The following is a 22,212-nucleotide window of genomic DNA, read 5'->3' on the forward strand; positions in this document are numbered from 1 at the left end:
TGCGGCCGGTTTTTTCAGCGCTGAGCCAGTTTCAGATTGCGCGCGTACCAGGGGCGTTGCGGGACTTTCGGCCGCAGCTTGGCGAACAGGTCATCGTCGCCAAAGATGATGCGCAACGCCAGCTTCATGGTCTCAGGGTCCATCTCCACGCTGCGCCCAGGCCGCAGCCCCGGTACCGTCGAGCAACCGTGGGTGTCTGGCCCCAGCCACGGGTCGGCCACTTCGACCCAGCGCCCAGGCGCGAACCACGGCACACCATTGACTTCCAGGCGCCTGACCTGGCCCGGGTGGACCCGCTCATGGGCACGGAACCAATCCTCGATACGGTCGTCGATCCAGCCGTGGAAGTGCCAGAACACCGGGTTCACATGGGATGAAAACGGGTCGCCGAGGAAGTCGTTCTCGGCCTGGAACCAACGCGCGGCAAAATCCTCCGGTTTGCGAGCGAAGGGCACTGGCAGGCCACTGGAAGGGTCGCGCGGCACCGAAGCCCAGCGCATGTGCAGCCAGTCGTGCAAACCCAGCTCCATTTCCGACCCGAACTGCCCCAGCGTAAGCGTGCTCAGGTAGTGCGGATCAGTGTACTTCGACTCCCAGACCTGGAAGTTGGCATGGAACGTTTCGGGCGTCTTTATATCGCGCACCCATTGGGTGTACGCGGCATCGTCCGAAGCCAGCCAGGTAGGCGGTAGGGCATTGCCATCATGGTTGTCGAAATAGCGGGCGAAGCCGATACGGTCGCGCTCAAGCTCCGGCTGCGGCAGCGGAAAACGCGGCCAGGAGGGTAGGTCCTGGAGGGCCCGGGCAGCACCCAGCATGTGCCGGTGCATGAAGAAAAAATCCACGCCCGAACCGTTGCGGTCCTTGTGCCGGCCCCGCGCATCGCGTTCATGGCCCCGCGGCCCTGGCTGCCAGCCCAGGCCGCGCAGCGCTGCCTGTTTGTCCTCGTCCAGCTTGTGCCACTTGTCGCGCGCGGCATGCCAGAGCTGGTGGAACAATCGATGCTCCGGCGCGATCAGCCTCGCCAGCAAGGCCGGTGCCAGGGGCGCCCGTTCGCGGGCCTCGGGGAAAGGCCGCTTGAGCGCAAGAAACCGGTTGTCCTGCTCGGGCAGCGTCAGTGCGCGGTCCAGCGGCAGGATGCGGCCATTGAGTGTCGCCTGACCGGCGTTGCCGAACCCGCCCCAAGCCTCGTCTAGGACCACCTGGCACTCATAGTTCGCCTGCTCCTGGCCCGGCTGCGTCGAAAACAGCCGCCAGCGCAGTGTCCCTGGTTTGCCCCCCAGCAGGTCGCCCATCACGCGATAGCGCGGCTCTTGCGGACCACGCAGGCGCTCGGGCGTGTCCAAGTAACCACGCAGGCCACGCCCACTGTGGGCAACGTCTAGCAACAGCTCCAGCTCCCCATCAGGCAAACCGTGCAGCCCTGCGTCCCTGCCCTGCGCTGTCCAGCGCCAGCACCCGCGCAAGGTGTCGCCCAACTGCTGCAGGGGCGCATCGGCAAGTTCGACAACGGCTTCGCCCGGAGTTTCAGGAAACTGCTCGTCGAACTGCTGGCGCTGCACGTGCCGCACATACAGCGCACCGGGCACCACCACGCCTGTCAATGCCACACCGGCGATGAACCCGCGTCGAGAAATCGTCATTGCACTACCTGAGCATTCATTGCGGCCATGGAGCACGGCCCGTCCAAGGCTAGAACGTTGTGCAGTGGGCAAAATTTACCGCCGCGGGCGGACGGCCTGTGGCGCAGCCAACGATAAATTTGCCCCGCCGTTGTTCGTCCACCTGATACCCAAGCCCTGCCCGCGCAGCAAACCCTGAGCCGGCAGCCGCCCCGATCACCGCGCAACGAGATGGCAATGACCAAGACCCGTTCCCGCAAAGCCCTTTACATCGGCCTGCCCCTGGCCCTGACCGTTGCCCTGGCAAGTGCCGCTGGCTACTTCTACTGGCGGCACCTGCACGCAGGCTACCCGCTGAAGATCGTGCAGCAGGCTGAGGAGCTGCACGAGCACATGCTCTCGTTCGACAGCCATATCACCGTGCCATTGAGCATGGGCAGCGAGGGGCACGAAGTGGACAAGGATGGCCCGGGCCAGTTCGACCTGGCCAAGGCCAACCGCGGCCGCCTCTCTGGTGCCGCCCTGACCGTGTTCGGCTGGCCGGAAATCTGGAACGGCCCGAACGCCCCGCACCGCCCAACCCCCGGCTTCGTCGATGCCGCCCGGCAAGAACAGGAAGGGCGCTACAAGATCATCACCGGCATGGTCCGAGACTTCCCCAACCAGGTCGGTATCGCTTACACCCCTGACGACTTCCGGCGCCTCAACGGCGAAGGCAAGTTCGCCATCTTCATCAGCATGCTCAATGCCTACCCACTGGGCCACGACCTGTCGCAGCTCGACCTGTGGGCAGCACGTGGCATGCGCATGTTCGGCTTCAGCTACGTCGGCAACAACGATTGGGCCGATTCTTCGCGGCCGCTGCCGTTCTTCAACGACACCGCCGACGCCCTCGGCGGCCTGTCACCGCTGGGCGAGCAGGCAGTGAAACGCCTGAACGACCTGGGGGTGATCATCGACGTGTCACAGATGTCCACCTTGGCACTCGAAGATGTCGCTCGCCTGACGCGCGCGCCAATCGTCGCTTCGCACTCGGCACCGCGGGCGATGGTGGATATCCCGCGCAACCTCTCCGACAAGGAGATGCAACTGATCAAGCAGAGCGGCGGCGTGATTCAGGTGGTCGGCTTCGGTCAGTACCTAAAGCCGTTGACCCAGCCGGTGGTGGATAAGCTCGATGCCCTGCGTGCGCGCTTCGACTTGCAACCATTGCAAGGCCTGACCAATGCCCTGATGCCGGGCGACGCGGTGATCGCCATCTGGCCCGAGGCACGCTTCGGCGAGTATGCAAGCTCGCTGTACGCCATCCTCGAAGACGAACCCAAAGCAACCTTGAAACAGTATGTCGACGCCATCGACTACACCGTGAAAAAGGTGGGTATCGACCACGTCGGCATCGCCTCGGACTTCAACGATGGTGGCGGCCTGGAGGGCTGGAAGGACGTCAGCGAAATTAGCAACGTCACCGCCGAACTGCTGACCCGCGGCTACAGCGAAACGGACATTGCAAAGCTCTGGGCGGGCAATTTCCTGCGCGCCTGGGAGCAAGTCCAGAGCGCTGCCCAGCCTGTCGCCAACCGTTGAGCCGAGCCCTGCCTACCATGAGCAACCGCCGTAGTTTCCTGAAACAGGCCGGCCTGCTGGCCGCGAGCCTGCCACTGCTGCCCCAGGCCCTGGCTGGCGCCAGCACACCACTGAGCGGCCCCGACAAATGGCGCAACCTGCGCACGCTGTTCCCGCTCGACCCACAGGTCGCGCACTTCGCCAACTTCCTGGTGACCGCCCACCCGCGCCCGGTACAGGCAGCGATCGACCGCCACCGTGCCGCGCTGGACCGCAACCCCGCCGCCCTGATGGACTGGGAAAGCCAGTACGAATGGCAGCGCGAGGACGAGGTGCGCGAGTGGGCCGGGCGCTACCTTGAGGTCAAGCCGCGCCAGGTGGCCCTGACCGGCAGCACCACCGAAGGCCTGGCGATGATCTATGGCGGCCTGAAGGTCGGCGCCCACCAGGAAATCCTGGTCACCGAGCACGAGCATTACTCCACCCACAAGGCGCTGGCCTTCCGCGCCCAGCGCCAGGGCACCCTGACCCGCAAGATCCGCCTGTTCGACGACCCATGGACAGTCTCCACCGACCAGGTGCTGAGCACCCTGGACAAAGCCATCCAGCCGCACACCCGCGTGCTGGGCATGACCTGGGTGCACTCCGGCAGTGGCGTCAAGCTGCCGGTGGGTGAGATCGGCGCGCTGGTGCGCCAGCACAACCGCAACCGCAGCGAAGCCGAGCGCATTCTCTATGTGGTCGACGGCGTGCACGGCTTCGGTGTGGAGAACGTGCGTTTTGCCGACTTCAACTGCGACTACTTCATCGCCGGCACCCACAAGTGGATGTTCGGCCCGCGCGGTACGGGCATCATCTGCGCAGCCTCCACCGGCATGGAGCACCTCACCCCGACCATCGCCACGTTCTCCCGCGATGAAGACTTCGCCACCATCATGACCCCTGGCGGCTACCACGCCTTCGAACACCGCTGGGCCACCAACGAGGCCTTCAAACTGCACCTGGCGCTGGGCAAGGCCGACGTGCAACAGCGCATCCACCAGCTCAACAGCCTGCTCAAGGCGCGCCTCGCCGAGCACCGTCAGGTCCAGCTGGTGACACCGCGCAGCGAGCGCTATTCGGCCGGTTTCACGTTTTTCCGCATCAAGGACCGCGACGCCGACGCCGTCGCCGCCCACCTCACTGCCAACAAGGTGATGTGCGATGCGGTGTATCGCGATGTCGGCCCGGTGATCCGCCTGGCCCCCAGCCTGCTCAATGACGAGCAGCAGATCGACCGGGCCATGGCCCTGATTACCCAACAACTCTGACAAGGCATCACCATGACCGCTTCCCTGCATCGCCTGACCCTGGCCGGCCTGCTGGCCGCCTGCAGCCTGCCGGCCCTGGCAGCACAAACCGCCGATACCCCTGGCACGGTGTTCCGTGACTGCGACAAGCTCTGCCCGGAGATGGTGGTACTGCCCGCCGGCACCTTCAACATGGGCACCCCGGCCGACGAAATGGGGCGCCAGGATGACGAAGGTCCGCAGCATGCGGTGACCTTCGCCAAGCCCTTCGCCATCAGCCGCTTCCAGGTGACCGCCGAGCAATGGGACGGCTACCTCAAGGCCACGGGCACACGCATCGCCGACGGCGACGATCGCCCTGGCCGCCGCTGCACCGCCAGCAAGCCCAGTTACAAACAGGGCCCGCAGCAACCGGCAGTGTGCATGAGCTACCACGATGTGCAGGACTACGTGGCCTGGCTGTCGAAAAAGACCGGCAAGCATTACCGCATGGTCAGCGAGGCCCAACGCGAATATGCCGCACGCGGCGCCAGCACCGGTATGTTCCCCTTCCCGATCGACCCGGACAGCACCCTGGAAATCAGCCAGCACGCCAACGTCTATGGCCCCAAGGATGGCTACAGCTATAGCTCGCCCGTGGGCAGTTACCCGGCCAACGCCTTTGGCGTGTACGACATGCACGGCAATGTCTACGAATGGGTCGCCGACTGCTACCACAACAGCTATGAAGGCGCCCCGGCCGACGGCAGTGCCTGGGGCCAGGCCAGCCGGGCCAAGGACAGCTGCAAGGTGGTAAGTATCCGCGGCAACGACTGGGGCGAGGCGCCGATCTTCTCCCGCTCCGGCAACCGCAACACCAATTTCCCGGGCCGCCTGGGTGACTGGCTGGGTGTGCGGGTGGTCCGCGACCTGTGACGGTACGCGGTTAAATTGCCCCGCGGGCCACTCGTCATAACGATGTACTTTTGCCTCTGATCCAGGAATTCAACATGACCTCCAAAACCCGCGGGGCGCTGAGCGAGCTATTCACCCTGCTCAAACCGTTCTGGCCGATCGTCACCCTGTCGGTCGTCATGGGCATGGTCGGCGGCCTGAGCGTTACCGCACTGCTGGCCACCATCAACAGTGGCCTGCACGCCGACGGCGGCCTGAGCAACAGCGTGATCCTCGGCTTCGCCGGGCTGTGTGCGCTGGCTCTGGCCAGCTCGATCTGCTCCGACATCGGCACCAACTACGTCGGCCAGCACATCATCGCCAAACTGCGCAAAGCCCTGGGCGAGAAGGTGCTGTCGGCCCCGATCGAGCAGATCGAACGTTTCCGCAGCCACCGCCTGATCCCGGTACTGACCCATGACGTCGATACCATCAGCGACTTCGCCTTCGCCTTTGCGCCCCTGGCAATCTCGCTGACCGTAACCCTTGGCTGCCTCGGCTACCTGGCCACCCTGTCACTGCCGATGTTCCTGATGATGCTGCTGGCAATCGGTATCGGCAGTGTCGTCCAGTACATCGCTCGAGGCCGTGGCATCAAAGGCTTCATGGCGGCGCGCGACGCGGAAGACCGGCTGCAGAAGCACTACCACGCCATCGCCGAGGGGGCCAAGGAGCTGCGCATCCACCGCCCGCGGCGCCAGCGCATGTTCCGCCAAGGCATCCAGGACACCGCCGACGCGATCTGCGCCACTCAGGTCCGCTCGATCAACACGTTCGTCATTGCCAAGAGCTTCGGCTCCATGCTGTTCTTCGTGGTCATCGGCCTGGGCCTGACCCTGCAGTTCCTCTGGCCAAGCGCCGACCCCAAGGCCATCAGCGGCTTCGTGCTGGTGCTGCTGTACATGAAAGGCCCGCTGGAACACCTGATCGGTACCTTGCCGGTGGTCAGCCGCGCGCAAATCGCCTTTCGCCGTATCGCCGAGCTTTCCGAGCAGTTTTCTTCGCCTGAAGCGCACCTGCTGCTGGAGGACCACGGCAACAAGCCTGTCGTGGTCGACAGCCTGGAATTGCGCGAGGTGAGCTATGCCTATCAAGCCAGCCCCGGTGCCCAACCGTTCCAGGTAGGGCCGGTGAACCTGCGCATCGCCCAGGGCGACATCGTCTTCGTGGTCGGTGAAAACGGCTGTGGCAAGACCACCCTGATCAAGTTGCTGCTGGGCCTGTACACGCCGCAACAGGGGCAGATCCTGCTCAACGGCCAGGCCGTCGACGCACAGGTTCGCGACGACTACCGGCAATTGTTCACCACGGTGTTTGCCGACTACTACCTGTTCGATGATGTGGTGCAGGGGGACACGCACATCCCCGAAGACGCCAACCGCTACCTGGAGCGCCTGGAAATCGCCCACAAGGTCAGCGTCAAGGACGGTGCGTTCAGCACCACCGACCTGTCCACCGGCCAGCGCAAGCGCCTGGCGCTGATCAACGCTTGGCTGGAAGAGCGCCCGGTGCTGGTGTTCGACGAATGGGCCGCCGACCAGGACCCGACCTTCCGGCGGATTTTCTACACCGAGCTGCTGCCGGACCTCAAGCGCCTGGGCAAGACCATCATTGTCATTTCCCACGATGACCGCTACTTCGACATCGCCGACCAGCTGGTGCGGCTGCAGGCCGGCAAAGTCGTCGTCGAACACGCACCCGCCCTCGCCTGAGCCCCACCCGGCGCGCCCCACGCGCGCCGGGTGCAGCTGTTTCGTCACCTGCCTAAATCACCCCCCTGCCCCTTCGTCTCTCTCAGTACGCTTAATTCTCCAGTGATGGCGAGACCGAGATGACACCCCAGAACCAATCCACCGATGACGCGCTGCTGGCCCTGCTCTGCGAGCTCGACGAAACCGTCGCTGCCCCTGCCGGCATCATTGCCCACGGCGCCGACCACGCGCCGCTGTCGTTCGCCCAGGAGCAGTTGTGGCTGCTCGATCAGCTCGACCCCGATGCCGCCACCTACAACCAGCCGCGCGCCTTTTTGCTCCAGGGCCCGCTGCAGGCGCAAGACCTGCAACAGGCACTGGACCGGGTCATCGACCGTCACGACATCCTGCGTACCCGCATCAACGAGGTGCAGGGCCAGCCACGCCAGCAGGTCGACCGCGCAGCGCGGCTGAACCTGCGCTGCGTCGACCTGCGCAGCCAACCACAGCACGTGCTGCGCGAGGCGCTGCACACCGAAGCCGCCACCCCGTTCGACCTCACCCAGGCCCCACTGCTGCGCGCCTGCCTGTACCAGCTGGGCGCGCAACGCCATGTGCTGGCCCTGACCAGCCACCACATCGTCAGTGATGCCTGGTCCAATCCGGTGCTGCTGCGCGACCTCTCGCAGGCCTACGCCAACGCCTGCGCCGGCAGTGACTGTCAGCTGCCTCGCCCAGCGGTGCAGTACCTGGACTTCGCCCACTGGCAGCGCGGCGTCTACCAGGCCAGCCCGGCCCACGAACGCGCCGCCAGCTACTGGCGCCAGTACCTGCAAGGTGGCCTGCAACGGCTGGAACTGCCCACCGATCACCCGCGCGACAGCCGCCCCGCCACCGCCGCCGGGACCTGCACCCTGGCGTTGCCCGCCGCGCTGTTCAGCCAGCTGCAGGCAGCCTGCCGGGCCAATGGCCTGACGCCGTTCATGGTGCTGCTGGCCGCTTGGCAACTGGTACTTGGCCGCCATGCCCGGCAGGAGGATTTCATCGTTGGTGTGCCCAATGCCGGGCGCACCCAGGAACAGGTACAGGACCTGATCGGCTTTTTCGTCAACAGCCAGATCCACCGGGCACGCCTGGACCCACGCCAGTCCGTGGCCGGCCTGCTCGAGCAGGTGCGCAAGCACGCCCTGGCGTGCCTGGAACATGCCGACTACCCGCTTGAGCAAGCGCTTGCCGAACAACGCCAAGGCACCAACGGCGTACTGTTCCACTGCCTGTTCAACTGGACCAGCGACAATGCCGAGCAGCCCCCGGCCGGTTTCGCAGGTTTGCACATCGAGCCCTTGCCCAGTGCGCCGACTGCCGCCAAGTTCGACCTCAGCCTCAACGTTCAGGCGGGTCGCGAGCGGCTCGGCATCAGCCTCGACTACGATGCCGCGCTGTTCGAGGCAGCCACCGCTTTGCGGCTGGGCGAGGACTGGCTGGCCATCCTCCAGGCCATGCTCGACCACCCCGAGTGCGCAATCGGTGAGCTTCATGCGCAACCTGCCTTGCAGCGTGAACAGTGGCTGGCGGCCGCACAGGGCCCCGCTGGCGATGCCCTCGACGGCCTGGCCGTGCACCAGCAGTTCGCACGCCTGGCGCGCAGCCACGGCGAGGCCGTTGCGCTGGTCGCCGGCGACACGCGCCTGAGCTACCGCGCCCTCGACAACGCCGCCGAGCACCTCGCCCGCCGGCTGCAAGCCGCCGGCATCCGCCCGGGCGAGCGAGTGGCGGTGGCCCTGGAGCGCGGCGCGCCGCTGGTCGTCGCCTTGCTGGCCACCCTCAAGGCCGGCGCGGCGTATGTGCCGCTGGACCCCCAGTTCCCCGCCGAACGCCTGGCCTACATGCTTGAAGATTGCGGCGCCCCCCTGCTGCTGAGCCAGGCCTCGGTGCTGGCTGCCCTGCCAACGCCAGGCCAGCAGGTACTGCTGCTCGATGACTTCGACCTGCAGGCCACGCACCAGCCCGAACCGGCCCTGGCCCTGGACTGCCCACCGCAGCAACTGGCCTACGTGCTCTATACCTCCGGTTCGACTGGCAACCCCAAGGGCGTGATGGTGCCCCATGGCGCACTGTCCAATTTCGTCGCGGCCATGGCCAAAGCCCCCGGCCTGCACCCGGGCCAGCGCCTGCTGAGCATCACCACCTGCTCCTTCGACATCTTCGGCCTGGAGCTGTACCTGCCACTGTGCACCGGGGCGTGCATGGTGCTGGCCGACAAGCACACCGTGCAGGACCCGGCGGCAATCCTCGACCTGCTGATCAGCGAGCACGTCGACGTGCTGCAGGCCACCCCGTCGACATGGCGCATGCTGCTCGACAATGACCCCGACCAACGCCTGCCTGCACTGACCGCGCTATGCGGCGGGGAAGCGCTCGGCGATGACCTGGCGGTAAGGCTGCTGGCCCGTTGCGCCGCGCTGTGGAACCTGTACGGCCCGACCGAAACCACCATCTGGTCGGCGCGCCACGCACTGGCCCGCGCCAGCGCCCGCCCCGAACTGGGCCAGCCGATCGAGCGCACCGGCCTGTTGCTGCTCGACGGCAACCTGCTGCCCAGCCCCCCGGGGGTGCCGGCTGACCTGTACATCGGCGGCGACGGCCTGGCCCAGGGTTACCACCAGCGCCCCGGCCTGACCGCCGAACGCTTCGTGCCGCACCCCTATGGCAAGCCCGGCGAGCGCCTGTACCGCACCGGCGACCTGGCGCGCCGCCACGCCAGCGGTAGCCTGGACTTCCTTGGCCGGGTCGATCATCAGGTGAAGATCCGTGGTTTTCGCATCGAGCTGGGCGAGATCGAAGCGGCCCTGCTCACCCTGGACGCGGTGCGCGAAGCCGCAGTGGTCGCCCGCGACGGCGTCGATGGGGCTCAACTGGTCGCCTATGTGGTGCCTGCCAGCAGGCCCGCCGACAGCCAGGCCTTCATCGAACACTGCCTGGCGCCGCTGCGTGAGCAACTGCCAGGCTATATGTTGCCAGCACGCCTGCACCTGTTGCAGGCCATGCCGCTGACACCCAACGGCAAGCTCGACCGCAAGGCCCTGCCGGTGGTCGATGAAAGCCCGGCGCAGGCTCGCTACCTGGCGCCGACCACTGACCTGCAACGCCAGGTTGCGGCCACCTGGGCCGAGCTGCTAAAGGCCGAACGCGTCGGGCTGGGTGATGATTTCTTCGCCCTGGGCGGCCATTCGCTGCTGGTGGCGCGGGCAGTCTCGCGCCTGCGCCATGAGCTGGCGCTGAACTTCCCCCTGCGCCTGCTGTTCGACCAGCCGCGCCTGGGCGACTTCTGCCAGGCCCTGGCGCATTTGCAAAAGGCTACGCCGCTGGCCCTGCCGGTGCAGACCGCGCGCGACCAACTGCCGCTGTCTTACGCCCAGGAGCGCCAGTGGCTGCTGTGGAAGCTGGCCCCAGAAAGCAGCGCCTACCACATTCCCAGCGTGTTGCGCCTGCGCGGCCCGCTGGATGTCACCGCCCTGAGCCGAGCATTCGACCAGCTGATTGCCCGCCATGAAGCGCTGCGCACCTGCTTCACCCTCGAAGGTGAACGGCCGCGCCAGCACATCCTCGCCCCCTGGTCGCTGAACCTGCAGGGCCAGCCACTTGAAGAAAGCCAGTGCCAAGCCTTTATCGCAGGCCTGCTCGGCCAGCCCTTCGACCTGGCCAACGGCCCGCTGCTGCGTGTAGGGCTGGCGCGCCTGGCGGCCGACCACCACGTGCTGGTGCTGGTGCAGCACCACATCGTCTCCGACGCCTGGTCGATGCAGGTGATGGTCCGCGAGCTGTGCGCGCTCTATCAAGGCCAAGCCTTGCCCGCACTGGCACTGCAATACGCCGACTTCGCTGCCTGGCAGCGTCGCTGGCTGGATGACGGCGAGCGCGAGCGCCAGCTGGCCTACTGGCGCACACGCCTGGCCGGCGAGCAACCGGTGCTCGAGCTGCCCTGCGATCACCCCCGTCGCGACAACGCCAAGCGCCCGGCAGCACGCTTGCATCTGGCATTGCCCACGGCACTGGGCGAAACCGTGCAACGCTTCGCCAGCGCGCACCAGGCGACAGTTCCGATGGTGCTGCTGGCGGCCTGGCAGGCCCTGCTGCACCGCTACACCGGCCAGCCGGACATCCGCATCGGCGTACCGGTGGCCAACCGCAACCGCCTGGAAACCGAGCAATTGATCGGCTTCTTCGTCAACACGCTGGTGCTGCGCGCCGACTGCACGGCCGACCTGTCGTTTGCCGGGCTGCTGGCGCAGACCCGCCAGGCCATGGTCGAAGCCCAAGACCACCAGGACCTGCCCTACGAGCAACTGCTCGAAGCCCTGCTGCCCCAGCGCGGCCCGCAACAGGGCTTGTTCCAGGTGCTGTACAACCACCACCAGGCGGCCGATGCCGCGCCACTGGGTGCGCTGCACCTGGAGGCACTGGACAGCCAGCCGCAGGAGGCCCAGTTCGACCTGGCGCTAAGCACGGCCCAGGGTGAACACGGCCTCAGCGCCAGCTTTACCTACGACCGCATGCTGTTCGACGCCACCACCCTGCAACGCCTGGCCAGGCACTGGCTGAACCTGCTCGAACAGGCCCTGGCCCAGCCAGGGCTGCCGCTCGCACGACTGGCCCTGATGGACCCGGCCGAACGCTCGCAGGTCCAGGACGCCTGGAACGGCGCGCCGGTCGCCCACCCACAAACGCAAGCGCTGGCGGCACGCATCGAAGCCCAGGTACAACGGCAGCCGCAGGCTGTTGCCCTGCGCTATCAGGGCCAGGCCTTGAGCTACGCCGAGCTCAACCAGCGCGCCAACCGCCTGGCACACCGCCTGATCGCGGCAGGCGTGGACGCCGAGGTGCCGGTGGGCCTGGCGGCCGAGCGCGGCTTCGCGATGATCGTCGGCTTGCTGGCCATCCTCAAGGCCGGCGGCGCCTACGTGCCGCTCGACCCCGCGCACCCGGCAGAGCGCCTGGCCTTCGTGGTCCGCGACAGCGGCATCAAGGTGCTGCTCGACCAGCCAGGCCTGCTCGCCGAACTGCCAGAGTACGACGGGCTGCTGCGCCTGAACCTGGAGGCCGGCTACGACGACCAGCCGGTGGCCAATCCCGCGCCGCGCAGCAGCGGCGACAACCTCGCCTACATCATCTACACCTCCGGCTCCACCGGCCTGCCCAAAGGCACGCTGCTCAGCCAGCGCAATGTCCTGAGGCTGTTCAGCGCCTGCGATCGCTGGTTCCGCTTCGACCACAATGACGTCTGGACCCTGTTCCACTCCTTTGCCTTCGACTTTTCGGTGTGGGAGATCTTCGGTGCGCTCCTGCATGGAGGCCGCCTGGTGATCGTGCCGCAGGCCTTGAGCCGCGACCCGCAGGGCTTCCTGCAACTGCTGGTGGACGAGCGTGTAAGCGTACTCAACCAGACACCTTCGGCTTTCAAACCACTGACCCAGGCCGCGTGCAGCGCCACCTCGGCAGACCTTGCCCTGCGCCTTGTGATCTTCGGCGGCGAAGCGCTCGACGTGGCTGCACTGCGCCCCTGGTTCGAGCGCTTCGGCGCACAGCGGCCACAATTGGTGAACATGTACGGCATCACCGAAACCACTGTGCACGTCACCTATCGACCGATTGGCCTGGATGACCTGAACCGCACGGTGAGCCCGATCGGCGAACTGATCGACGACCTCAGCGGCTACCTGCTCGACGGCGAACTCGAGCCGGTTCCGGCGGGCTGCGTCGGCGAGCTGTACATCGGCCAGGCGGGCCTCGCCCGAGGCTACCTCAACCGCGCCGGGCTGAGCGCCACGCGCTTCATCGCCAACCCGTTCTCCACCCAGCCCGGCAGCCGCCTTTACCGCACCGGCGACCTGGCGCGCCGCCGTAGCGACGGCACCCTCGAATACATCGGGCGCATCGACCAACAGGTGAAGGTCCGCGGCTTCCGTATTGAACTGGGCGAAGTCGAGGCCAGCCTGCTAGCGCAGCCGACGGTGGCGCAGGCAGTGGTGATCGCCGACCAGGGGCCCGCCGGCACCCGCCTGCTCGCCTACCTGGTGGCGCATGCAGGCCAGGGCGGCGACACCGGCGCCCTGCGCGCCGCGCTCAAGGCGCAGCTCCCCGACTACATGGTGCCGGCCCATTGCATGTGGCTCGAACAGCTGCCCCTGACCGTCAACGGCAAACTCGACCGCAGTGCCCTGCCGGCACCAGCCGACAGCAACGCCCAACGCACCTTCCGCGCCCCCCACACACCGTTGCAGGAGCAACTGGCCGGCATCTGGCAACAGGTGCTCGGCGTGCAGGCCGTGGGCCTGGACGACGACTTCTTCGAGCTGGGGGGGCATTCGCTGCTGGTGATCAACGTCGTTTCGCGCATCCAGCTGGAGCTGGGCCGCGAGCTGACCCCTCAGGCCCTGTTCCAGCATCCGACCCTTCAAGCCCTGGCGCTTCACCTGGACACCACTACAACTGCGGTCGATGAAAACAAGCTCGACACCCTCGAAGCCTGGCTCGACGAAATGGAGGAACACTGATGGACAGCACTGCCGCTTCGAGAATTGCCAAGCGCTTTGTCCTGCTGCCGCTGGAAAAGCGCCGGCAGTACCTGTTGAAGATGCGCGAGGAAGGCCTGTCGGTGGCCAGCCTGCCGATCCCTCAGGTACGTGAAGCGTTCGACCGCCTGCCGTTGTCGTTCGCCCAGCAACGTCAATGGTTCCTCTGGCAGTTCGACCGCCAGGCCAGCGCCTATCACATCCCCTGCGCCCTGCGCCTGCGCGGCGCCCTGAACGTCGCTGCGCTGCAGGCCAGCCTTGAGGCGCTGGTGCGCCGCCATGACAGCCTGCGCACGCGTTTCGTCGAAGACGAGCAAGGCGTCGCGCAGCAGGTCGACAGCACCGTCGCGCTGGCACTGACGCTCACCACGCTCGATGAGCAGGCCGTACAGGCCCATATCCAGGCGCGGGTACGTGAACCTTTCGACCTGGCCTGCGGCCCATTACTGCGTGCCGAGTTGCTGCAAGTGGGCAGCGATGACCATGTGCTGCTGCTGGTGCAGCACCACATCATCAGCGACGGCCGCTCGATGCAGGTGATGGTCAAGGAGCTGACCCACTGCTACGCCCGCTTCAGCCAGGGCCTGACCAGCCAGTTGCCAGAACCACAGCTGCAGTACGCCGACTACGCCATCTGGCAACGCCACTGGATGGAAGCCGGCGAGCAGGAACGCCAGCTCGACTACTGGCGCCAGCGCCTGGGCAGCGCAGTGCCAGTGCTGGAACTGCCATTGGACCGGCCACGCCCGAGCGTGCAGCGATTCGACGGTGCGCGCCTGCCGCTGGCCATCCCGCCGGCCCTGGCCCTGGCCGTGCGCCAGCTGGCCCAGGCACGCCAGGCCACACCGTTCATGGTGCTGCTGGCCTCGTTCATGGCCCTGCTGCACCGTTACACCCGCCAGCAGGACATCCGCGTCGGCGTGCCCAGCGCCAACCGTAACCGGGTCGAGGCCGAAGACCTGATCGGCTTCTTCGTCAACACCCTGGTCATCGATGGCCAGTGCCAGCCGACCCTGTCTTTCGAGCAACTGCTCGACCAGGTCAAAACCACCACCTTGCAGGCCCAGGCCCACCAGGACCTGCCCTTCGAGCAACTGGTCGAGGCCTTGCAGCCCGAGCGCAACCTCAGCCACAACCCGTTGTTCCAGGTCATGTTCAACCATCAGGTCGGCGCGCCCCAGCCGAACGAAACGGCCCTCGGCCACGGCCTGGCCATCGAGCCGCTGCCACTGGCAGGCGAGACCGCGCAGCTGGACCTGACCCTCAACACCTTTGAGGACGCCCTGGGCCTGAGTGCGAGCCTGACCTACGCCACAGCCCTGTTCGACCACACGTCCATCCAACGCCTGGGTGACCACTGGCTGCGCCTGCTGGCGCAAGTGGTGCATGCCCCGCAGCAGGCGCTTGGCGAGGTGACACTGCTGGCCGATGAAGAACGCCAGCGCTTGCTCACCCAGTGGAACGCCACCACCCACACCTACCCTGCCACGCCGTCGGTCCATGCCTTGGTCGAAGCCCAGGCACGCCGCACACCCGATGCCACCGCACTGCTGTTCGGCGACAGCGCGCTGAGCTACGCCCAGCTCAACCGTCAGGCCAACCGGCTGGCCCACGCCCTGATCGCCCAAGGCGTGCGCCAGGACACGCCGGTCGGCATCGCCGCCGAGCGCAGCCTGGAACTGGTGGTTGGCCTGTTGGCCATCCTCAAGGCCGGCGGCGCCTACGTGCCGCTGGACCCTGAATACCCCGCCGAGCGCCTGAGCTACATGGTCGAAGACAGTGGCATCAGCCTGCTGCTGACCCAGTCGCACCTGCGCGATCGCCTACCGCTGCCGCACGGGCTGCCCGTGCTCCTGCTCGACCAGGCGCCGGCCGCGCAGCCCGAGCACGATCCGCACCTGCCGTGCGCGCCCGAGCAACTGGCCTACGTCATCTACACCTCCGGTTCCACCGGCCGGCCGAAAGGCGCGGGTAACAGCCACCAGGCCCTGGCCAACCGCCTGCAGTGGATGCAGGCGGCCTACGGCCTGGATGCCAGCGACACAGTGCTGCAGAAGACCCCCTTCAGCTTCGACGTGTCGGTGTGGGAGTTCTTCTGGCCGTTGATCACCGGCGCCCGCCTGGCCATCGCCGCACCGGGTGACCACCGCGACCCGGCGCGCCTGGTACAACTGATCGTCCAGCATCAGGTCACCACCCTGCACTTTGTGCCCTCGATGCTGCAGGCCTTCCTGCTCGACGACCAGGTTGCCCGCTGCAGCAGCCTGCAGCGCATCGCCTGCAGTGGCGAAGCACTGCCGGTGGAGGCGCAGCAGCAAGTATTCGCGCAACTGCCGCAGGCCCGCTTGTACAACCTGTACGGGCCCACCGAAGCGGCCATCGACGTCACCCACTGGACCTGCCGTGACGAGGGTAAGACCGGCGTACCGATTGGTAATCCGATCGCCAACCTGGCCTGCTGGATCCTTGATGCCGGCCTGCAGCCGCAACCCGCGGGCGTCATCGGCGAGCTGTACCTGGGCGGCGTGGGCCTTGCCCGCGGTTATCACCAACGCCCGGCACTGACCGCCGAGCGTTTCGTTGCCTGCCCGTTCCAGCCTGGCGCACGCATGTACCGCACGGGCGACCTGGCGCGCTACCGCGCCGACGGCGTGATCGAGTACTGCGGGCGCATCGACCACCAGGTAAAAATCCGCGGCCTGCGCATCGAACTCGGCGAGATCGAAGCGCGCCTGATGGAGCAACCCGCCATCCACGAGGCCGCCGTGCTGGCCGTGGACAACCAGCTGGTCGCCTACCTGGTGGCCAAGGCCGGCACACCGCTGCCGGAGCGCGAGCAGCTGAGCCAGGCACTGCTGGCCCACCTGCCCGACTACATGGTGCCCAACCAGTGGTTGTTCCTGCAGCGCATGCCGCTGAGCCCCAATGGCAAACTCGACCGCAAGGCCCTGCCCGCCCCGGGGCTGGCTCAGGCCCAGGCCAGCTACAGCGCCGCCGAAGATGAACTGCAGGCACGCCTGGTGCAGGTCTGGCAGCGGGTGCTCAAGCGTGAGCACGTGGGCATTGATGACAACTTCTTCGAGCTGGGCGGCGACTCGATCGTGTCCATCCAACTGGTGAGCCAGGCTCGACGCGACGGCCTGCACTTCACCCCCAAAGACCTGTTCAGCCACCAGACCGTGCGCACGCTGGCCCACGTCACCCTGACCCAGGCCGAACCGGCCGAGGCCGCATACCTGCCCGCCAGCGGTCGCAGCCTGCTACTGCCGATGCAACAGCAGTTCTTCGCCCAGGCCGTACCACAGGCGCAGCGCTGGAACCAGTCGGTGATGCTCAAGGCCAACCAGGCGCTGGCCCCGGCCCATGTGCGCCAGGCACTCGCTGCACTGCTGGCCACCCACGATGCCTTGCGCCTGCGCTTCAGCCAGGTGCAAGGCGAGTGGCAGGCACACTTTGCCCCGCACGTGCCCGACGACGACGTGCTCTGGCTGTTCGAGCCAAGCCAGGGCGACAGCTGGCAGGGCCTGTGCGACCGTGCTCAGGGCAGCCTCGACCTGGCCCAAGGCCCGTTGCTGCGCGCAGTGCAGGGGGTGGTCGACGGTGAGCTGCGCCTGCTGCTGGTGATCCACCACCTGGCCGTTGACGGTGTGTCCTGGCGCATCCTGCTTGAAGACCTCCAAAGTGCCTATTCCCAGGCGGCTGCCGGCCAGGCCTGCGCGCTGCCACCGCGTACCCTGTCGGTGCAGGACTGGGCCCTGCGCCTGCAAGCGCACGCACAGAGCCCGGCCGGGGAGCAGGAAGCCGCCTTCTGGCAACGCCAGTGCGCCGATATCGACAGCACGCTGCCGGTGATCGATGCCGACGCTGCGCTGCGCCTGCGCGACAGCCGCAGCGTCACCACCCATCTGGATGCCGCGACCACCACGCGCCTGCTCAAGGATTGCCCGGCCGCCTACCGCACGCAGATCAACGACCTGCTGCTGGCCGCCCTCGCCCGCGTGCTGCAACGCTGGACCGGCGCCGATGACCATCTGGTGGAACTCGAAGGCCATGGCCGCGAAGCCTTCGCCGACTTCGAGGCCGACCTGACCCGCAGCGTCGGCTGGCTGACCAGCCTCTACCCGGCCCGCATCAGCGCCGGCAGCTCGCTGGCCGAAGCGATCATGCTGACCAAGGAACACTTGCGCGCCCTGCCGGGCAAAGGTGCTTTCTTCGGTGCCCTGCGCAGCTTCGCCAGCCCGGCAATACGTGAGGCCCTGGCCGCGCTGCCCGCTGCGCGTATCACCTTCAACTACCTGGGCCAGTTCGACAGTGGCAACGACGATGCCGCCACGCTGATGCGGCCGATCCCGGCAGACAAAGGCCGCGAACACAGCGCCGATGCACCGCTGCAGAACTGGCTGGCGCTCAATGGCCAGGTGTTCGACGGCGAGCTGCGCTTGAACTGGAGCTTCAGCCAGCGCATGTTCGAGCCGGCTCAACTGCAGCGCCTGGCCGATGACTACGCCGCCGAGTTGCGCGAGGCCGTGGCCCTGTGCGGCCAGGGCGTGCGCCGGGGCCTGACCCCTTCGGACGTGCCGCTGGCCCGCCTGAGCCAGGCCCAGCTGGCCCTGTTGCCCTTCGCCTGCGACCAGGTCGAGGACATCTACCCGCTGTCCACCGTGCAGCAGGGCATGCTGTTCCACACCCAGGATGCCGGTGCCGGGGACTTCTACATCAACCAGACCAGCGTCGAGGTCCAAGGCCTGGAGGCGCCGCGTTTCATCGCCGCCTGGGGCCGGTTGGTGGAGCGCCACGAGATGCTGCGCAGTGCCTTCTGGCAGGCGCCGCAGCTGAGCGAGCCACTGCAGGTGGTGCTGCGCCAGGGCCAGCTCGACGCCCGGGAGCTGGACTGGCGTGGCCAGGCCGTCGAGCCGGCGCGCCTGGCCGCCGCCGCCGAAGCCGAGCGCCGCCGCCCGTTCGACCTGCTCGCCCCGCCCCTGCTGCGCCTGTTGCTGGTGCGCCTGGATGACGAGCGCCACCAACTGATCCTGACCAGCCACCACATCCTCATGGATGGCTGGAGCCAGTCACGCCTGCTCGGTGAACTGTTCCAGTGCTACGCCGGCCAGCCGTTGCCGGCTCAGCAAGGCCGCTACAGCGACTACATCCGCTGGCTGCAGGCGCCGGCGCAACAGGCCAGCGAAGCCTTCTGGCGGCCACGCCTGGCCGAGCTGCAGGCCCCCACCCAGCTGGCCGGTGCGGCCGGCAGCCGCAGCGCCCAGGAAGGCCACGGCGCGCTCTACCTGCACTGGGACGAGCAGCGCACCACCTGGCTGCGCGAGCAGGCCCAGCGCCTGCGCGTAACCCCCAACACCCTGGTGCAGGCTGCCTGGGTGCTGCTGTTGCAACGTTACACCGGCCAACAGACCGTGTGCTTCGGCGCCACCGTGTCCGGTCGCCCGGCCAGCCTCCCGGGTGCCGACAGCCTGCTGGGGCTGTTCATCAACACCTTGCCGATCATCCAGGCACCGCACCCGGCACAAGCGGTGCAGGACTGGCTGCAACAGTTGCAGACCTGCAACCTGGAAGTGCGCGACCACGAGCACACGCCGCTGGTGGACATCCAGCGCTGGGCCCAGAGCAACGGCCAGGCGCTGTTCGACAGCATCATCGTGTTCGAGAACTACCCCATCGATGAACGCCTGCAATCGGCCGGTGCCGCCGGCCTGCGTTTCGGCGAAGCGCAACTGCGCGACGTCACCAACTACCCGATGGACTTGGCGGTGCACCTCAATACCCGCCTGCGTATCGAGTTCCTCTACCGCCTGGACCATTTCCAGGCGCAGCAGGTGCAGGCCATCCGCCGCCACTTCGAAGCCTTGCTCGAACGCCTGCTGAGCCACCCCGAGGCGGCAGTCGGCACGCTCGGCCTGCTCGACACCGTCGTGCAGCCACACGCACAGCCCTGCGATACAGCACAGCATGACCTGGCCAGCCTGATCGGCCGTCATGCAAAGGAGCGTGCAGACCAGGTGGCAGTGCGCTGCGACGGGGTGCAACTGACCTACGGGCAATTGGAAGAGCAGGCCAACCGCCTGGCCTGGACCCTGCTCGAACGCGGTATCGGGCGCGAGGACCGGGTGGGCATCGCCCTGGACCGCTCGGTGCGCACCATCGTTGCTTTCTACGCGGTGATGAAGGCTGGCGCGGCCTATGTGCCGCTGGACATCGATTACCCCGCCGAACGCCTGCAGTGGATCATCGGCGACGCCGACGTGGCCCTGTTGCTGACCGACAGCGTTATCGGCGAGCGCCTGGGCATCGCCCCCGAGCGCCGCCTGGACCTGGACCGGTGCGAGCTGTCCGCGCAGCGTCACGCGCCGCAACAGCAGGCGCTGGACGATCAGCTCAGTTACATGATCTACACCTCCGGCTCCACCGGTAACCCCAAGGGCGTGGCCGTGGCCCGAGGCCCGCTGCGCATGCACTGCCAGGCGATCATCGAACGCTATGAAATGGGCCCGTCGACCCGCGAACTGCTGTTCATGTCGTTCGCCTTCGACGGTGCCCAGGAGCGCTGGCTGTCGACCCTGATCAGCGGGGGCTTGCTGGTGGTGCGTGGCAACACCCTGTGGACCCCGCAGCAGACCTGGGACGTGCTGCATGCCGAGGCCATCAGCATCGCCTGCTTCCCGCCGGCCTATCTTCAGCAACTGGCCGAATATGGCCAGGCACAACCGGCCCCGCCCCCTGTGCGCATCTACTGCTTCGGCGGCGATGCAGTGGCCGATGCCAACTTCGAGCAGGTCAAGCAGGTGCTCAAACCGCAGTACCTCACCAACGGCTACGGCCCTACCGAAACCGTGGTCACCCCACTGCTGTGGAAGGTGCCGGTGACGGCGCGCTGCGAAGCGGTGTATGCACCCATTGGCGTGGCCGTGGGCAACCGCACGCTGCATGTACTGGATGATTGCCTCAACCCGCTGCCGGCAGGCCTGGCCGGCGAGCTGTACATCGGTGGCGAGGGCCTTGCCCGTGGCTATCACCGCCGCCCGGGGCTGAGTGCCGAGCGCTTCGTCGCCGACCCGTTCAGCGCCACTGGCGGGCGCCTGTACCGCACCGGTGACCTGGTACGCCAGCGCCCGGACGGGGTGTTCGACTACCTCGGGCGTTTGGACAATCAGGTGAAGGTCCGCGGTTTTCGCATCGAACTGGGTGAGATCGAGGCGCGCCTGCGCGATATCGCCAACGTGCTCGATGCCGTGGTGGTGGCGCGCGAGGGTGCCAACGGTAAGCAGCTGGTCGGTTACGTGGTACGTGGCGACGGCGAGCGGGCTGTCATCCCGATGCTCGAGTACCTGCGCCAGGTACTGCCGGACTACATGGTACCGGCGCAACTGATGGTGCTCGATGCCTTGCCGCTAACCCCCAATGGCAAGGTCGATCGCCGCGCACTGCCCGAGCCTCTCATGTGCGAACGCCAGTACCAGGCACCGGCGGATGACCGCCAGCGTGCGCTGGCGGCGATATGGGCCGATGTGTTGGGCCTGGAGCAGGTTGGGGTGAGTGATCATTTCTTCGAACTGGGGGGCGATTCACTGGGTGTGCTCAAGGTGCTCTCGCGCTTGCGCAACCAACCGCAACTGGGCCTGAACCTGAAGCTGCGCGACCTGATCGCCCGCCCGACCATCGCCGAACTGTGCCCGGCCGAGGCGCGCGAGCAGGCGGCGCTCGACCCACTGCTGCTGCTCAACCGCAAGGTCGAACGCCAGGCACCGCTGTTCTGCCTGCATGCAGGCTTCGGCACGGTGTTCGACTACCGCGCACTGGCTCAGCGGCTGGACGGCGTTTGCAGTGTCTATGGCCTGCAGAACCGCATGCTGCTCGACCGCCAGTGGCAGGACGAGTCGCTCGAAGCCATGGCCATCGACTACGCCCAGTACATCCGCCAGAAGCAGCCCCAAGGCCCCTACCGCCTGCTGGGCTGGTCGCTGGGTGGCACCCTGGCGCTGCTGGTGGCCCGCGAGCTGGAGAGCCAGGGCCAGCAGATCGACCTGCTTGGTCTGGTTGACCCGTATGTACCGGGTGAGCCAGGTGCGGCCCTGGACGAAGACTGCGGCGGCGACCTGCGCGCTTTCCTCGCCGTGGTCAGTGGCCGCCCGGCCGACAGCCTGCCGCTGTTCCCGGTAGCGGCCAATGCCGATGCCACGCAGCTGCAGGCACTGATCGAGCGGAGCCTGGGCGCAGAGGCCATGGACGGCCTGCAAAGCAGCGAGGATCTGGCGCGCACGTTTACCGTGGCCATGACCCTCAAGGCCCTGTCGCTGCAAGTGCACGCCCTGCCTGCGGTACGCGCCAGCCTGGACTGCTGGTGGGCACAGAGCAGCGAAGCGGGCGTCTGCCAGGCCTTCGAAGCGCGCCACGCGATCCACTCCAGCCAGTGCCTGGCCGCAGATCACTACGCCATCGTCAGCCATGGTGCACTGCTCGAAACCGTGCTTCACCGCCTGCAGCCGGTGGCCGCACCAACCCTGTGAGCCTGCGCCCGGCCGCCCTGCGC

7 protein-coding genes are annotated in these 22,212 nt (G+C 67.1%); 6 read left to right on the forward strand and 1 reads right to left on the reverse strand.

The genetic code is table 11. The features are described from left to right. Positions 1 to 14: 14 nt before the first annotated feature. Positions 15 to 1,643: a PvdJ/PvdD/PvdP-like protein gene (locus ACMGF5_RS00550; protein ID WP_414157492.1), complete on the reverse strand. Its 1,629-nt coding sequence runs from the start codon at positions 1,641 to 1,643 to the stop codon at positions 15 to 17. Positions 1,644 to 1,859: 216 nt separating this feature from the next. Between ACMGF5_RS00550 and pvdM the strand changes: the two genes are divergently transcribed. The 6 genes from pvdM to ACMGF5_RS00580 all read left to right on the forward strand — a co-directional run bounded on the left by pvdM (position 1,860) and on the right by ACMGF5_RS00580 (position 22,189). Next, entirely contained in the window at positions 1,860 to 3,206 is a 1,347-nt protein-coding gene (gene pvdM / locus ACMGF5_RS00555; protein WP_414157493.1) for a pyoverdine-tailoring dipeptidase-like protein PvdM, read from the forward strand. Between the two features lie 17 nt (positions 3,207 to 3,223). Next, on the forward strand, positions 3,224 to 4,495 hold the full coding sequence (locus ACMGF5_RS00560) for an aminotransferase class V-fold PLP-dependent enzyme (protein WP_115274267.1): 1,272 nt from the start codon (positions 3,224 to 3,226) through the stop codon (positions 4,493 to 4,495). Between the two features lie 12 nt (positions 4,496 to 4,507). Continuing rightward, the gene (locus ACMGF5_RS00565; protein ID WP_115274266.1) at positions 4,508 to 5,389 is read left to right on the forward strand and encodes a formylglycine-generating enzyme family protein; all 882 of its coding nucleotides are present in this window, start codon (positions 4,508 to 4,510) and stop codon (positions 5,387 to 5,389) included. Between the two features lie 74 nt (positions 5,390 to 5,463). Next, entirely contained in the window at positions 5,464 to 7,119 is a 1,656-nt protein-coding gene (locus tag ACMGF5_RS00570; protein WP_046785267.1) for a cyclic peptide export ABC transporter, read from the forward strand. Positions 7,120 to 7,238: 119 nt separating this feature from the next. Then, on the forward strand, positions 7,239 to 13,652 hold the full coding sequence (locus tag ACMGF5_RS00575) for an amino acid adenylation domain-containing protein (protein ID WP_414157494.1): 6,414 nt from the start codon (positions 7,239 to 7,241) through the stop codon (positions 13,650 to 13,652). Then, the gene (locus ACMGF5_RS00580) at positions 13,652 to 22,189 is read left to right on the forward strand and encodes an amino acid adenylation domain-containing protein (protein ID WP_414157495.1); all 8,538 of its coding nucleotides are present in this window, start codon (positions 13,652 to 13,654) and stop codon (positions 22,187 to 22,189) included. Before ACMGF5_RS00575 ends, ACMGF5_RS00580 begins: the two co-directional genes overlap by 1 nt. The last annotated feature ends 23 nt before the right edge of the window (positions 22,190 to 22,212 follow it).

It is taken from the genome of Pseudomonas sp. BNK-15 (genome assembly GCF_047456105.1).
GTDB classification, from domain to species: Bacteria; Pseudomonadota; Gammaproteobacteria; order Pseudomonadales; family Pseudomonadaceae; genus Aquipseudomonas; species Aquipseudomonas putida_E.

Coding starts and splice junctions, on each gene's coding strand:
- ACMGF5_RS00550 (WP_414157492.1), bottom strand. CDS start 1,643: ATGACGATTTCTCGACGCGGGTTCATCGCCGGTGTGGCATTGACAGGC.
- pvdM (WP_414157493.1), top strand. CDS start 1,860: ATGACCAAGACCCGTTCCCGCAAAGCCCTTTACATCGGCCTGCCCCTG.
- ACMGF5_RS00560 (WP_115274267.1), top strand. CDS start 3,224: ATGAGCAACCGCCGTAGTTTCCTGAAACAGGCCGGCCTGCTGGCCGCG.
- ACMGF5_RS00565 (WP_115274266.1), top strand. CDS start 4,508: ATGACCGCTTCCCTGCATCGCCTGACCCTGGCCGGCCTGCTGGCCGCC.
- ACMGF5_RS00570 (WP_046785267.1), top strand. CDS start 5,464: ATGACCTCCAAAACCCGCGGGGCGCTGAGCGAGCTATTCACCCTGCTC.
- ACMGF5_RS00575 (WP_414157494.1), top strand. CDS start 7,239: ATGACACCCCAGAACCAATCCACCGATGACGCGCTGCTGGCCCTGCTC.
- ACMGF5_RS00580 (WP_414157495.1), top strand. CDS start 13,652: ATGGACAGCACTGCCGCTTCGAGAATTGCCAAGCGCTTTGTCCTGCTG.